Source organism: Aquimarina sp. RZ0, from assembly GCF_008370685.1.
Classification (GTDB): domain Bacteria; phylum Bacteroidota; class Bacteroidia; order Flavobacteriales; family Flavobacteriaceae; genus Aquimarina.
In genome coordinates, this window is record NZ_VTZU01000004.1 from 144,784 (window position 1) to 157,829 (window position 13,046).

8 protein-coding genes and 1 tRNA gene are annotated in these 13,046 nt (G+C 32.7%); 7 read left to right on the top strand and 2 right to left on the bottom strand.

Annotation, left to right across the window (positions count from 1 at the left end; genetic code table 11):
- Positions 1-1,041 precede the first annotated feature (1,041 nt).
- Positions 1,042-1,123: transfer RNA gene (locus F0000_RS03390), tRNA-Leu, on the bottom strand.
- A 148-nt stretch (positions 1,124-1,271) separates the two neighbouring features.
- Between F0000_RS03390 and F0000_RS03395 the strand changes: the two genes are divergently transcribed.
- The 7 genes from F0000_RS03395 (at position 1,272) to F0000_RS03425 (ending at position 9,367) form a co-directional block, all read left to right on the top strand.
- Positions 1,272-2,213 (top strand): ribose-phosphate pyrophosphokinase, encoded by a 942-nt coding sequence (locus F0000_RS03395; protein WP_149623295.1) that lies wholly within the window; start codon positions 1,272-1,274, stop codon positions 2,211-2,213.
- 28 nt (positions 2,214-2,241) lie between these two features.
- Entirely contained in the window at positions 2,242-2,850 is a 609-nt protein-coding gene (locus F0000_RS03400; protein WP_149623296.1) for a 50S ribosomal protein L25/general stress protein Ctc, read from the top strand.
- Between the two features lie 84 nt (positions 2,851-2,934).
- Complete coding sequence (gene pth / locus F0000_RS03405) at positions 2,935-3,573, top strand: aminoacyl-tRNA hydrolase (protein WP_188112010.1); 639 nt, start codon at positions 2,935-2,937, stop codon at positions 3,571-3,573.
- Positions 3,574-3,785: 212 nt separating this feature from the next.
- On the top strand, positions 3,786-4,718 hold the full coding sequence (locus tag F0000_RS03410) for a bifunctional riboflavin kinase/FAD synthetase (protein WP_149623297.1): 933 nt from the start codon (positions 3,786-3,788) through the stop codon (positions 4,716-4,718).
- On the top strand, positions 4,715-6,037 hold the full coding sequence (locus F0000_RS03415; RefSeq protein WP_149623298.1) for an HTTM domain-containing protein: 1,323 nt from the start codon (positions 4,715-4,717) through the stop codon (positions 6,035-6,037). Before F0000_RS03410 ends, F0000_RS03415 begins: the two co-directional genes overlap by 4 nt.
- A gap of 170 nt (positions 6,038-6,207) precedes the next feature.
- The gene (serS, locus tag F0000_RS03420) at positions 6,208-7,479 is read left to right on the top strand and encodes a serine--tRNA ligase (protein ID WP_149623299.1); all 1,272 of its coding nucleotides are present in this window, start codon (positions 6,208-6,210) and stop codon (positions 7,477-7,479) included.
- 94 nt (positions 7,480-7,573) lie between these two features.
- The gene (locus F0000_RS03425) at positions 7,574-9,367 is read left to right on the top strand and encodes a tetratricopeptide repeat protein (protein WP_149623300.1); all 1,794 of its coding nucleotides are present in this window, start codon (positions 7,574-7,576) and stop codon (positions 9,365-9,367) included.
- 89 nt (positions 9,368-9,456) lie between these two features.
- Here F0000_RS03425 and F0000_RS03430 read toward each other — a convergent pair whose 3' ends face one another.
- Complete coding sequence (locus F0000_RS03430; RefSeq protein ID WP_149623301.1) at positions 9,457-12,846, bottom strand: VCBS repeat-containing protein; 3,390 nt, start codon at positions 12,844-12,846, stop codon at positions 9,457-9,459.
- Positions 12,847-13,046: the final 200 nt, after the last annotated feature.

Consider the following 13,046-nt stretch of genomic DNA (forward strand, 5'->3'; position numbering starts at 1 on the left):
GATAAAAACGATTAAAACTGAAAAAAAAATTGGATAAGAAAATAGTCATTGATACTATATTATGATTTGAAACTACGCATTAAAATTTGCTCTTTTCGTTTATACTTCAAAATATAAATCGTAAATAAGAAATACTATGTGCACTCTTATTATTGATGTACCGGAGTGGTTTAAACTTTTTTCTAAATTTAGATTTGAAAATCAGAATAAGATATAAGTTGGATTATGTAAAAATCATTTTTAATTATTTTTTTAAAATACCGGGGAATTTTCCTTAAAAACAAGTACCTTTAGACCACAAAAAAGGATTAACCATCTTAAAACCTAATAAATGAAATATTTATTTTCCTACCAATCTGCTAGACCACCATTTTTATATTCAAAAATTGAACACAATTTGTCAAAAATTCATCTACAGAATAAGGTTTGTTCATAAGGTAAAATTGGGATTTTACCTGTAATAACACAATCTTTAGAAAAAACTAAAGTTATTATGTAAGTATATTCTTCTTTGGGAGATTAGACATACGATAATTTTGTAGGGTTATTATATTTATATCAAGATATTTTTTTCAAATGTAAGGATGTATCTTACTAATGATATTTGTGTAAATGAATTTGACCCTAACTAAATAGTTCTGAAAAATTATTTTGAGTTTTATTGAAAAATTTGCCGTAATTTAATTAGGGTATTTTTGAAGTTATTTGTTTATATAATAAAAGAAATGAATATGTTTTTCAGATGTTACAAAGTAGATACTATATTATTCAAATAAAAATAATGAGATTGAAACCTTCATAATTATATATAAGTTGAGTTTGTGTTAAATATTATAATTAAGTTTCAATTAGATCCTCAGGAGTAGTTAACCTGGGGATCGTTTTTTTTATACCTATACAGGTACAGTAGTGTTTTGTAAATATAGAATCAGAGAAAAAACTGGATCAAGGCAGATTATGGATTATTCTCGAAATTTGCCTATTCGTTGCCCTTAAATAAAAACAAAACCCTGACAAATAAATATTTATCAGGGTTTCTAGTACTCAAGGCGGGAATCGAACCCGCACGTCTTGCGACATTGGATTTTGAATCCAACGTGTCTACCAATTCCACCACTTGAGCAGTAACGGATGGCAAAATTAATAATTATTTTTTTACTAGAGCTATAAAATAAGTAATAAAATAAGAGTCAGAGTTGAAATAAATTTCTAAATTTGCACCTTGTTTTTAGGAAAAGATTTAACTCATTATAAAACAATAATTTACCTCTATGCCTAATGTAATTACAGAAGCTAAGTTTTTTACGTGTAGTCAAAGTACGGAATTAGCAAAAAAAATAGTCTCGGCTTATGGGTCTAAATTAGGTAATGTAATAACCTCAACCTATAGTGATGGAGAGTTTCAACCTTCTTTTGAAGAATCTGTAAGAGGGTCTAGAGTATTTATTATTGGATCTACACATCCAGGATCGGATCACTTAATGGAAATGTTGTTAATGCTTGATGCTGCCAAAAGAGCTTCTGCAAGGCATATAACAGCGGTTTTGCCATACTATGGGTGGGCACGTCAGGATAGAAAAGACAAACCAAGAGTACCAATTGCAGCAAAATTAATTGCTAAAATGCTTGAAACTGCAGGAGCGACGAGAATCATTACCATGGATTTACACGCAGATCAAATTCAGGGATTCTTTGAGAAACCGGTAGATCATTTATTTGCGTCAACTATATTTCTTCCCCACTTACAATCGTTGAATCTAAGTGATCTTACGATTGCATCTCCTGATATGGGAGGTTCTAAGCGGGCATATGCCTACTCAAAAGCATTACAGAGCGATGTTGTAATCTGTTACAAACAAAGAGCAAAAGCAAATGTAATCTCGCATATGGAGTTGATTGGAGATGTAACGGGTAAGAATGTGGTATTGGTTGATGATATGGTTGATACAGCAGGAACACTGACAAAGGCAGCAGATCTTATGATGGAGAGAGGAGCAAAAAGTGTAAGAGCAATTTGTACGCACCCTATATTATCAGGTAATGCATATGAGAGAGTAGAAAAATCAAAATTAGAAGAACTAATTGTTACTGATTCTATTCCTTTAAAAGGAGAAAGTAGAAAGATTAAAGTAGTGAGTTGTGCAAATTTATTTGCAGATGTTATGGATAGAGTTCATAATAATCAATCAATTAGTTCTAAATTCGTAATGTAAATAATAACTATTAATTAATATATTAAAAATGAAATCATTAACAATCAATGCATCTCAAAGAGAAAGCGTAGGCAAAAAAGCAACAAAAGCCTTACGTAATGCTGGACAGGTACCTTGTGTAATTTACGGTGGAGACACTATTGTACACTTTGCAGCGCCAGAAATCGCTTTTAAAAATCTAGTGTACACTCCAGACGTTCATACCGTGGTAATTGAGTTGGATAATGGTACAAAATTAAATGCGATCCTACAGGATATCCAATTTCATCCGGTAACAGATAGAATTTTACATATTGATTTTGTTCAGATATTTGATGATAAACCAATTACTGTTCAACTTCCATTTAAAACAACCGGAGCGGCAAAAGGAGTGCTTAATGGAGGTGTGTTACGTTTTAACTTGCGTCGAATTAAGGTAAAAGGATTAGCTTCTAAGCTTCCTGATCTTATCGAGGGCGATATTACAAATCTTAAAATTGGAAACAAACTGTATGTAACAGATGTAGCCGCTGAAGATTTTGAAATCTTACATCCTGATAATACAGTAGTATGTCAAGTGAGAACTTCTCGTAATGCTGTTGAAGACAGTGATGACGAAGAAGAAAATACAGAAGCTACTGCAGAAGCTGAAGCATAATCTTTTTTGAAAAAATTATATAAAAAAAGCATTCTGAGAATTATTCAGGATGCTTTTTTATTTTTGTGATAAACTTAAGTTGTTATGATTTCTGTATTCAGAAAATTAGTGTCTAAACAACATACAATCGTAAAAGAAGAAACTCGAGAAGATCTTATGAAAAAATTTCTTGTTGTAGGTCTTGGTAATATAGGACCAAAATATGCTAATACACGTCATAATGTAGGTTTTAAGATTTTGGATGCGTTGGCAAATTCAGAATCGCTGACTTTTGAAACTGAAAAACTAGGAGATTTAACCACTTATAAATATAAAGGAAGGACGATTCTTTTATTAAAACCAAATACGTATATGAATCTTAGTGGGAAATCAGTTAGGTATTGGTTGACTAAAGAGAAAATTCTCATTGAAAATTTACTAGTGATAACAGACGATATAAATCTTTCTTTTGGGACAATACGATTAAAAGCTAATGGAAGTGCTGGTGGTCATAACGGTCTTAAAGATATCGAAGCTCAGTTAAATACTTCTAAATATTGTAGATTTAGGTTTGGAGTAGGTGCAGAATTTAGTAAAGGTAGGCAGGTAGATTATGTATTGGGAGAATGGAATTCTGAAGAAGAATCCGCTATGCCAGAGCGATTAGACAAGGGGATTGAACTTGTCAAATCCTTTACTACGGCAGGATTAGCAAATACGATGAATACCTTTAACGGAAAATAAGTAGTAGATCTCACAACATTTGTTTAATTTTATATTGTATAAACTATACTATTCTAATTAAATGTGGCAAAGCATAATTTTTACCCTGAGCATAGAATATTTTTACCAAAATTACAGTTCTTACCATGAGATATAAAGATCAAATCAATATAGATCAAAATGATCTTCAGTAATTTTCATCTGACTTTTACAAAATCAATAAATAAAATAGGATGAAACGCTATACAGACGCAGATACTTACGATAATAAAATACCATCGGTAGTAACTATAGGGACATTTGATGGAGTGCATATAGGACATAAGAAAATAATCGAACAGCTAGTCGAAGCTGCAATGCAAAATAACCTGGAATCAGTTATTCTTACTTTTTTTCCTCATCCTAGAATGGTTTTGCAAAAAGACACGAATATTAAACTTATTAATACCATTGATGAACGGATACAGATACTAGAAAAGACGGGATTAGATAATTTGGTCATTCATCCGTTTACTAAAGCATTCTCACGTCTTAGTGCAGGAGAGTATGTGGAAAAAATGCTTGTCGAAAAACTTAATGTGCGCCATGTAATTATTGGGTATGATCATAGATTTGGTCGAAATCGTAATTCGAATATTATAGACCTGGCGTCATATGGTATCCAAAATGATTTTACTGTAGAAGAGATCTCTAAGCAGGATATAGACAATGTAGCTGTGAGTTCTACTAAAATCAGAGAAGCGTTACTTGACGGAGATATTACAAAGGCCAATGTGTACTTAGGTTATAATTTTATGTTGACAGGGAAAATAGTACGAGGTAAAGAGCTTGGACGCACGCTGGAATATCCTACTGCTAATTTGCATATAAAGGAGAACTATAAGTTAATTCCAAAAAAAGGAGTATATATTGTAAAATCCGAGATTGAGAATAAAACTTGTTATGGGATGATGAACATAGGTAATAACCCCACAGTAAATGGCACGCATCAAACGATAGAAACTCACTTTTTTGATGCTTCTTTTAACTTGTATGACAGGAAAATACAAATTGAAATGTTAAAACGTATAAGAGATGAGAAAAAATTTGATTCTGTAGAAGATTTAAAAATGGCGATGCAACAAGATGAAAATTTCTCTCGGGAATATATAAATTCCATACTATGATCAATCGTTGGTTGTTTACATATATAGACAACAGTGCTTTAGTCATTTTTCGAATTTTTTTTGGCTTCCTTATTGCTGCAGAGTCATTTGGAGCCATAATGACAGGATGGGTGCATAGAACACTGATTGAGCCGCAATTTACCTTTAATTTTATTGGATTTGATTTTTTGCAACCCCTTCCAGGAAATGGCATGTATTATTATTTTGCTTTAATGGGTGTTTTTGGAGTTTTGGTAATGATCGGATATAAATACAGATGGAGCATGATAGCCTATACAATACTTTGGGCAGGAGTGTACTATATGCAAAAATCATCTTATAATAATCATTATTATCTGCTATTGTTATTGTGTGTTCTTATGAGCATGCTACCGGCTGGAAACTATTTTTCTGTTGATGTAAAACTAAATCCATCCTTAAAAAAAATATCGATGCCTCGCTGGTGCGTCCTTATCATTATAATACAACTCTGGATTGTATACACCTATGCTTCTGTAGCCAAGTTGTATCCCGATTGGCTGGATTATACAGTTGCCAGAAACTTAATGGCATCAAGAATAAATTACCCTATTGTTGGTACACTGTTGCAGCAACACTGGATCCACGTATTCATTACATATTTTGGAATTTTATTTGATTTGCTAATCATTCCTCTGTTACTCTGGAGAAAAACAAGAATGACTGCCTTTTGTGTGAGTATATTTTTTCATTTATTTAATTCTATTGTGTTTCAGATAGGTATTTTTCCATATTTATCCTTAGCATTTAGTGTGTTCTTTTTCTCTAAGGAAAGGATACACCATGTTTTTATGAAAAAAAAAGAATTTTATACAGCTAATGAAATAGCAGTGCCTTCTTATAAAAAAATCTTGATCCCGCTAATGTTTGTATGGTTCATTATACAAATATCACTACCGATACGGCATTGGTTTATTCCTGGAGATGTATTATGGACAGAAGAAGGACATAAACTTAGTTGGCGTATGATGTTAAGAGGTAGATCGGGATATACCAATTTTTATATTGTTGATAAAAATGACCCCAAAGCCAAGAGAAAACGAGTAGATAAAAATAAATATCTTTCAAAAAAGCAACTTCGGTTAGTCTCTACAAAACCCGATGCTATGTGGCAATTTGCTCAGCGACTCAAAAAAGAGTATAATAATCAGGAAAAAGACGTAGCTATCTATGTAAAAAGTAAAGTCTCTATAAATGGCAAAGAAAGCAAAGTTCTGATTGACCCCGAAGTTGATTTGGCTAGTGTAGCTTGGAATTATTTTACAACTAACCCCTGGATAATTACCTATGAAAATGAGTAGATATGTTTTTTTGAAATTCATTCTTATAACTCCTTCCTAAAACCAAGCTTTTATTTAAATTTGTTTCTTAATTGCGATATAGGTATTGCAAAATTCTCTGTATTTTTTCAGAGATCAAGTAGATAGTCCGAACTATTAATAAATAGGTGAATTAGCCCAAAAAAGATATCATGTTACTAGTACAACAAATTATAGAAAATAAAGAAAATTATATTGACGCACTAGCTAAAAGAAATTTTAATGCTGCACCAGTGCTGGAAAAAGTAATTAATCTAGATGAAGAAAGGCGAGCCACACAGACATCACTTGATAACATCAAAGCAGATTCGAATAAGCTGAACAAAGAGATTGGTGTTCTTTTTAAGAATGGAGAGCAACAAAAGGCAGGTATTTTAAGGGAGAAAGCTTCCAAAATAAAAGAAAGCATGAGTGAACTCTCAGAAAAGCTTCCTGAAATTAAGGAAGAGCTTGTCAATCTTTTGTATACCATTCCTAATATTCCTCATGATTCTGTACCCAATGGGCAAAGTGAAGATGATAACGAAGAAATATTTAAGGAAGGTGATATTCCTGTGCTGGAAGAAGGAGCATTGCCACATTGGGAATTAGCTAAGAAATATGATATTATTGATTTTGAGCTAGGTGTCAAAATTACAGGTGCTGGATTTCCTGTTTATAAAGGAAAAGGAGCCAGATTACAGCGTGCTTTGATTAATTATTTTCTAGATAAAAATACTGCTGCTGGATATAGAGAGTATCAGGTTCCGCACCTTGTTAACGAAGTTTCAGGCTATGGCACGGGGCAATTACCGGATAAGGAAGGCCAGATGTACTATGTAACAGCAGATGATCTATATTTGATTCCTACCGCAGAAGTACCTGTTACCAATATGTTTAGAGATGAATTGGTGACAGAAAAAGAGTTACCTATTTGCTGTACTGGGTATACACCCTGTTTTAGAAGAGAAGCAGGTTCTTATGGAGCGCATGTACGTGGATTAAATAGGCTTCATCAATTTGATAAAGTAGAAATTGTACGTGTCGAAAAACCGGAAAACTCTTATAAGGCGTTAGATGGAATGGTTGATCATGTAAAAGAAATTCTTAATGAACTGAAACTACCATATCGTATTTTACGTCTTTGCGGGGGTGATATTGGTTTTACTGCAGCATTGACATATGATTTTGAGGTATTCTCTACAGCGCAGGATCGTTGGTTAGAGATAAGTTCTGTATCAAATTTTGAGTCGTATCAGGCTAATCGTTTAAAATTAAGATTCAAAGATACTAATGGAAAAAACCAATTGGCGCATACATTAAACGGTAGCTCATTAGCATTGCCTAGAGTACTTGCAGGAATTCTGGAGAACTATCAAACTCCTAAAGGCATCAAAATACCAGATGTATTGATCCCTTATTGCGGGTTTGAGTATATTGATTGATTCTTATTTGGTTCGTTAATAGTTAAATACAGTTTAACAATACCCTACAACAAAATAAGGCGCATTTTACTATATTTACAAAAAAACTTGTAAAATGCGCCCCATTCTTTTGTTAATGATATTTCTTCTTACTGTTCCAGTAGTTGGTCAATCCGAACAACTGGCAAAAAATTATATGCATCAGGGCGAATATGAAAAAGCGCTGTCTGTGTATCAAAAATTATATAAAAGAAATCCAAATCGGATCAATTATCTTTTGGGATTGGTAGAATCTCATCAGCAATTAGAGCAATTTGTTGAGGCTGAAGATATATTAAAAAAACAAATAGAAAGGAGACCTAGAAATGCACAACTAAAGGTTGAGTTGGGTCATCACTATGAAGTGCAGGGTAATACCGAAAAAGCTAAAGCATATTATAACAAGGTTCTAGATAGTTTTGGTAATAAAGATGTAAATCAGGCATATCCGCTCGCACAAACATTCGAAAAATATAATTTACTAGACGAGGCTGCTTTGATTTATGAAAAAGGAATGGCATCTAATCCGGGTTCTAATTTTAATTTGCAATTGGCAAAAATATATGGCGAACAAGGTAAATTAGAAAAAATGTTTAATAGTTATCTTTCATTACTACAGCTACAGCCCAATTATAAAAATATTGTCCAACGAAATTTTAGCCGATATCTATCTGACGATCCTTTGAATGAATCAAATGTTATTTTCAGAAAATTACTGATAAAAAAACTACAACAAAACCCTGATATTATTTATAATGAAATTCTGAGTTGGCTTTTTGTTCAGCAAAAAGAGTTTAAAAAAGCTTTTGTGCAAGAAAAAGCAATCTATAAGCGAAAAGAAGATCAGGGATTACGTGGGATTATAAGTTTAGCGCGTATAGCAATCGGCGAAAAAGATATACAATCGGCAACTAAAATATTAGATTATATTTTACAAGCTCCAGATGCCTCTAGTGATATAAAACTTACGGCTCATAAAATAATTCTTAAGGCAAAAACAGATGTTGCCGATAAAAGTGAGTATAAGAAGATTAATGAGCAGTATAATCTGGTTTTTGATACGTATGGTAAATCTAGTGAGACAATAGGATTGCAGATTGATTATGCTCATTTTCTAGCCTTTAATGAAAACAAAAAAACAGAGGCTATTAATTTTCTAAAACGGTTATTAAAAGGGGAGAAATTATCAAGATTTCAGACTTCGAGAACTAAAATGAAAATTGCAGATATTCTGGTATTAGATCAAAAATTTAATCAAGCTCTTATTTACTATACCCAAGTGCAAAACGCACTTAAAAATAATTTCCTGGCTCAGGATGCAAGGTTTAAAGTAGCTAAAACCAGTTACTATAAAGGGGATTTTGCCTGGGCGCAAACTCAATTAGATGTCCTGAAATCTTCGACTTCTCAATTGATAGCAAATGATGCTATGGAGCTTAGTTTAATCATCAGCGATAATTCATTAGAAGATTCTACACAAACCGCTCTTAAGATTTTTGCAAAAGCAGATTTATTAGCATTTCAAAATAAAAATGAAGAAGCGATTGCTAAATATCAGGAAATACTCACAAAACATAGAGGAGAGAAAATAGAAGATGAAACTTTTTTGAGACAGGCTAAATTATATGAAGAAGAAAAGCAGTACGAAAAAGCAAAGGTTAATTATTTAAAAATCATTGAGTTTTATAATGAAGATATACTTGTAGATGATGCATATTATTGGCTTGCAGAATTATATGTAAATGTCCTGGGAGAACCAGAAAAGGCTAAAGAGTTATATGAAAAGCTGATTTTTAATCATGCGGATAGTATCTATTTTGTTAATGCCAGAAAGAAATATAGGACATTACGAGGAGATGCAATTAATTAAGATTTTTTTCTTGTTATTGTGTTTATCTATTTATTTCGAAAGCCCTGACTGATTTGCTTTTCGATATTTTTCATGATTTAAATGTCAATTTATGGCAAATAAAGAGATTGTTGGTTGACTCTATATAGATCGTGTTGATCATTATTGTTTACAACAAAAAGTAATGTGTAATCCGGATAATTTATAGTCAGTATATTTCGTACATCTTTATCAGCGTAAAAACCAGTTTTTGTATTTGCTATGTACGTAAACTCTCCAGGGCTGATACCTTTTAGATAGGATCCGATTCCTGCATCAGATCTGGTAGTTTCTACTTCTGATAAATGATTATTGCCGGCTAATACTAAATCTTTAATATTATCTCCGTCAAAATCATGAAATACGATACTGTTGATTGGAGATCGTTGTACTTCTAATGAAAAAGGCACGAAATTAAATTGATTAATTCCATCGTTGATAAAAATTCCAGACCGAAATTCTACAGCTTCATAATGCAATGCAGTTTTCAAGCGTTTTCCTACAATGTCTGTTAAATCTTTATTAGCAAACTCATTAAACGTAGGTATTTTGTTTGCCAGATGAGGCATCTGCTGTGTCATACAAACTTTGCCTCTTACTGGTACCTGTTTGTCATTATAATACTTAGCAAGCATAACGTCTTCTACCCCATTAAAATCGAAATCACTTGTGTAAATATGAAAAGGTTTTTCATTAGTCGCATGGAATTTATGGTTAAGTCCCAGATTGCCAGCTATAATATCTTTGTCTCCATCTTTATCAATATCTGTAACCAGAATCTTATTCCACCAGCCCGTTTGCTCGGATAACATCTGATATGCCTCGTCCTTGACTAATTTGTTATTTTTATTAATAAATACTTCAATACCCATCCATTCTCCGGTTATAATAAGATCTAAGGAGTTGTCATTATTAATATCGACCCATTGTGCATCAGTAACCATTCCTGCATTTGTGATTTCAGGAGCAAATTCCTGATTACCGATAGCAAAAGTACCTTGGTTGTTTATTAATAAGTAACTAGTAGGGGAGTATGGATATTTTCCAGGGATTACTCTTCCTCCTACAAACAGATCCATGTCTCCATCATTATCATAATCACTAGCAACAACTACAGATCCTGCAGAAGGCATGCTGGGCAGTTTTTCTTGTGTTTTAGTGAATTTCCCTTTACCATTATTAAGATATAATCTGTCTTGTAGAAGTTTTGGAGTTCTTGCAAATTCATAACTACCACTTACAACATATAGATCTTGATCACCATCATTATCCGCATCAAAAAAACAAGCGCCAATATCTTCTCTACGTTTGTCCTTTTCAAAGTCTATTGTTTTGATGGATGAAAAAGATCCGTTTTTTCTGCCTATTAATAACTGTCCAGCTTGTTTATGTCCACCACCCAGAAAGATATCTTCCTGTCCATCATTGTTAATATCGGCTTTGGCTATTGCAGGACCAGTTTGTGAAAGCTTATGAGGTAGTAGTACCTGTAGGTTGTAATCGTTAAAATAAGGGTCGATATGAGTGTATTGAGAAGCTATTTTACTAAATAATTGCTGATTATTGTTTTTTGCAATTTCTTTTTTTGTCTCTCCAGTATTGGAGTACGATATGGTTAACAGTTGATTGGGCTTTGCATCTGATACTATTTGTTGGTGTCCATCGGGCCATAAGACTTCTATTTCAGAAATTGTGTTTTCTTTCTGTATTCCAAAATGTAATCTATTAGAAACCGATGATAAAAATCCTCTTGTGTTTATATGTTGACGCACTTGTTTGGTGCCATTTGTAAAATGCATAGTTACACTGGCTCCAATACCATGCTTATTATTACCTGGGCCTTCAAGCAGAACTTCTAAATAATTTCCTTTTTCTAACTGGATTGAATTATTTCTTAAAAGCGTAGCTTCTTCATTAATGTTGTTAACTACGATATCCAGATCACCATCATTATCAAGATCAGCATAGGTAGCGCCATTAGAAAATGTAGGTGTCATATTTGACCATTCTGTTGAGGTGTCAGTAAAACTAAGATCTCCATTGTTTTTAAAAAAATAATTAGTAAGTTTTTGTTGTGGTAATTTCTTTGTGAAATTTAAAAAATCCTCTGGAGTAGGTTTTCTCTGGTTAATTCTCAGTGTTTGCAGGATCTCATTATTTTTGTCTCTATCAATTACATCTCTATAGACGCCATTGGTAATATAAATGTCATTGTAACCATCCAGATCAAAATCGGCAGATAATATGGACCAACTCCAATCAGTATTGGCAATTCCTGACATGTTACCGATTTCACTAAACGTATTATTGCCATTATTGAGTTGCAACATATTATGCATATATTGATAATGATATCCATTGGCAACCATTTGTTCGAAGCTTTCGGTAGAGGTCATTGCCATGGTAGTTTTGGATCTAATGTAATCCTCGGGATTCATATCCAGCGTCATTAGATCAAATAAACCATCATTATTCATATCTGATATATCACTCCCCATACTATTAAAAGACATATGCTTGAATAGTTCATCTTTGGCATCTCTAAAAGTACCGTCCTGATTATTGATATATGCCAAATCGGGGACGTTAAAATCATTACAAATGTATATATCCAGCCAACCATCATCATTAAGATCGCCAACTTGTGGATTTAAACCAAAGCCGATATCAGGAAGAATACCAGCTTTATCCGAAACATCTGTAAAATGCCCTGTGCCATCATTGGCGTATAACCGATCATTCCCTTTTAATTTTAGATTGTTTTTATCCTTTTGTACACGTTGGATATCTACTATTTTAACTTTACCAGTAATGTCTGGTGTATTGGATACATAAGCATCCAAATCATTATCATTGTCATAATCAAAGAAGGTTGTATTAATTGTACGATTTGTATCTGCCAACCCAAGAGATGCCGCTTTTTCTGAAAAGGTGAGATCTCCATTATTGATATATAACATATTGGCAAATTTATTATCTTCATCTTTCCAGCCCCCGCGAGATACATAAATATCAATAAACCCATCATTATTTACATCAACAACAGTTACCCCTGTGTCAAAACCGTCTCTTTTCAGGATTCCTGCTTTTTGGGTAATATCTTCAAATTCAAAATTCCCTTTATTAAGATATAGTTTATTGTCGTGACTGTTTGATGTAAAAAAAAGATCGATCAATCCATCATTATTAAAATCCGCTGATGCTACTCCTCCGCCTATATAGGTGTACATGTATTCATAATAATTAGATTCGATGGTTTCTATGAGGGTGTTTTTAAAATCTACTCCGGATTGAGAGGAGGGAACATGGGAAAAGAGTTTTTCCTCTTTTGTATTTTCTGTTACGGATTCAATATCCGTTACATTTTCCGATTTTGAGCAAAAAGCAAAAAGCACAGAAAAGATGAAATAAAGAGATATTCTTATAAAAGAATTGAAGAAAGATAATTTTACTTTATACATCATAGTGTGATTTATTAAAAGCTATATGTATTCGATATATTTTGTTTCAGGATATAGATAATTATAATTCTATTTAGGAATCTGAAATAAAACATACGGATAATCAAGATTTAAGCTCTAAAATCCGTAATTTTTTATTCTTATCAAAATAAGTCTCCTAAAATATTAGGATATAAAAAACGGGAAGATTTTTTAAATCT

Excerpts from the sequence above, each read along its gene's own strand:
- F0000_RS03395 (WP_149623295.1), top strand. The coding sequence starts at position 1,272 with ATGCCTAATGTAATTACAGAAGCTAAGTTTTTTACGTGTAGTCAAAGT.
- F0000_RS03400 (WP_149623296.1), top strand. The coding sequence starts at position 2,242 with ATGAAATCATTAACAATCAATGCATCTCAAAGAGAAAGCGTAGGCAAA.
- pth (WP_188112010.1), top strand. The coding sequence starts at position 2,935 with ATGATTTCTGTATTCAGAAAATTAGTGTCTAAACAACATACAATCGTA.
- F0000_RS03410 (WP_149623297.1), top strand. The coding sequence starts at position 3,786 with ATGAAACGCTATACAGACGCAGATACTTACGATAATAAAATACCATCG.
- F0000_RS03415 (WP_149623298.1), top strand. The coding sequence starts at position 4,715 with ATGATCAATCGTTGGTTGTTTACATATATAGACAACAGTGCTTTAGTC.
- serS (WP_149623299.1), top strand. The coding sequence starts at position 6,208 with ATGTTACTAGTACAACAAATTATAGAAAATAAAGAAAATTATATTGAC.
- F0000_RS03425 (WP_149623300.1), top strand. The coding sequence starts at position 7,574 with ATGCGCCCCATTCTTTTGTTAATGATATTTCTTCTTACTGTTCCAGTA.
- F0000_RS03430 (WP_149623301.1), bottom strand. The coding sequence starts at position 12,846 with ATGTATAAAGTAAAATTATCTTTCTTCAATTCTTTTATAAGAATATCT.